Here is a 1,508-nt window from a genome sequence, read left to right as displayed (position 1 = left end):
ATGTCTTATCCTAAAAATGGTTGTCACTATTCGGGGCTGGTTACTAAATAAGTTGTCACATCTTATCTTTCCCTACTGGAAAGGTTGTCAGTTTTCCCTCTTGCTTTCTTAAACAGTTGTCATGAGGTAAAAACAATGGATATTTCCGATTGTCCTTCGGTTCTCGGTGATGCAAATATACATTTTATCTCTCATATACTCCCTGCCTTTTTCCATAAACATTTTCCCGGCTGCTCTCCGCAATATACATCCATGGGTTTCTTCATGCCGATACTCATATGCGGGCGTCCATTGTTATAAAAGTCTATCATCTGTGCAATCTGCTGCCTGGCATCCTGTTCGTCTTTGAACAGCGACCTGCCGTATATCCACTCTGTCTTCAGGATTCCGTTCATGCGTTCGGCCACTGCATTATCGGTCGGTTTAGAGTCTTCGGTCATGCTTATACGTATATGGTGTTGCGTCAGGAGGCCGATATAGTCATCGCAGGCATACTGGGAACCGCGGTCCGAGTGATGTATGGTGCCGCAGAGGTTGCCACCTCCACCCTTGAGGATGGCCTGTTCCAGGGCCTGTACGGTATATGCCGCCTGGAGTCCCGGCGCAAGCACCCAGCCCAGGACGGCGTGGGAATACATATCCGTTATGAGATGCAGGTAGCATACGCCATCCTGGATCCATATATACGTAATGTCACTGACCCAGATATGGTTGGGGTAGCGTGCCGTCATGCCCTTTATCAGGTTCGGATATTTTTTGTACAAATGGTTCGAATCCGTGGTGTGGCGAGGCTTCTTGGGAGGCAGCATGAGGTGTTCCGAACGCAACAGGTTCAGAAAAGCATCCCTGCCCCCAATCACCTCACCACCATAAATGGAGCAAAGCTCGTAATGCAGTTTCAACCCGCCTATGCTCGGGGCCTGGGAGCGGTAATACAGGACCGCCGATAAGATGGCGGCTTTTATCTGGTTACGCGAGAGAAGTGTCTTTTTCTTCTTGTAATAGGCCTGGGGGGACATGCCAAACAGTCCGCAAAGAGTTTTCACGCTGATCTGGGGAAACTCCTGGCGAAGGCCCGTCACTGTCTGACACCATCTTTTTTTAAGATAGAGATCCCTTCTTCTTTTTCTGCGGATTCTATCAACTTCTTAAAGGCATGGGAACGCAATTTCTCAAGTTCCAGAGCCTTTTTCAGACGTAATATCTCTTCCTCAAGGAGTTGATCCCGGGATTTGGAAGTGTTCTGCATCTTCAGTTTTGATATAAGTTCTGCGGACAAAGATAGGGATTCTGAATCAATCGGATAGCATTGAATCCACCTCAAAAGAGTGGTGGGGTGAAAAACGCCCCACTTCTTGGCAGTAGCAATTATGGACAGGCCACTGAGGTAATAATCTCTTAGAACTTCCAAAATGAAAGTCTCATCATACGGCTTACGACTAAGTTTTGGCATATTGTTTCTTCTTTGATGCCTACAAATAGGTGTCAACCTATATCAGTGTAAGACA

Annotated in this window: 2 protein-coding genes; both read right to left on the bottom strand. The window is 46.9% G+C overall.

Going from position 1 to position 1,508, the window contains the following annotated elements; genetic code table 11:
• Positions 1-191: 191 nt before the first annotated feature.
• Positions 192-1,082 carry an IS3 family transposase gene (locus BUC01_RS24795; RefSeq protein ID WP_025836125.1) on the bottom strand — a complete coding sequence of 297 codons (891 nt, stop codon included), beginning with the start codon at positions 1,080-1,082 and terminating at the stop codon, positions 192-194.
• Positions 1,079-1,453, bottom strand: a complete 375-nt coding sequence (locus BUC01_RS26040) for a transposase (RefSeq protein WP_025836127.1) — start codon at positions 1,451-1,453, stop codon at positions 1,079-1,081. Before BUC01_RS26040 ends, BUC01_RS24795 begins: the two co-directional genes overlap by 4 nt.
• Positions 1,454-1,508 lie beyond the last annotated feature (55 nt).

The organism is Bacteroides stercorirosoris, from assembly GCF_900142015.1.
Classification (GTDB): Bacteria; Bacteroidota; Bacteroidia; order Bacteroidales; family Bacteroidaceae; genus Bacteroides; species Bacteroides stercorirosoris.
The sequence above is the reverse complement of the archived record's forward strand: the minus strand, read 5'-3'. Positions and strand labels throughout refer to the sequence as shown.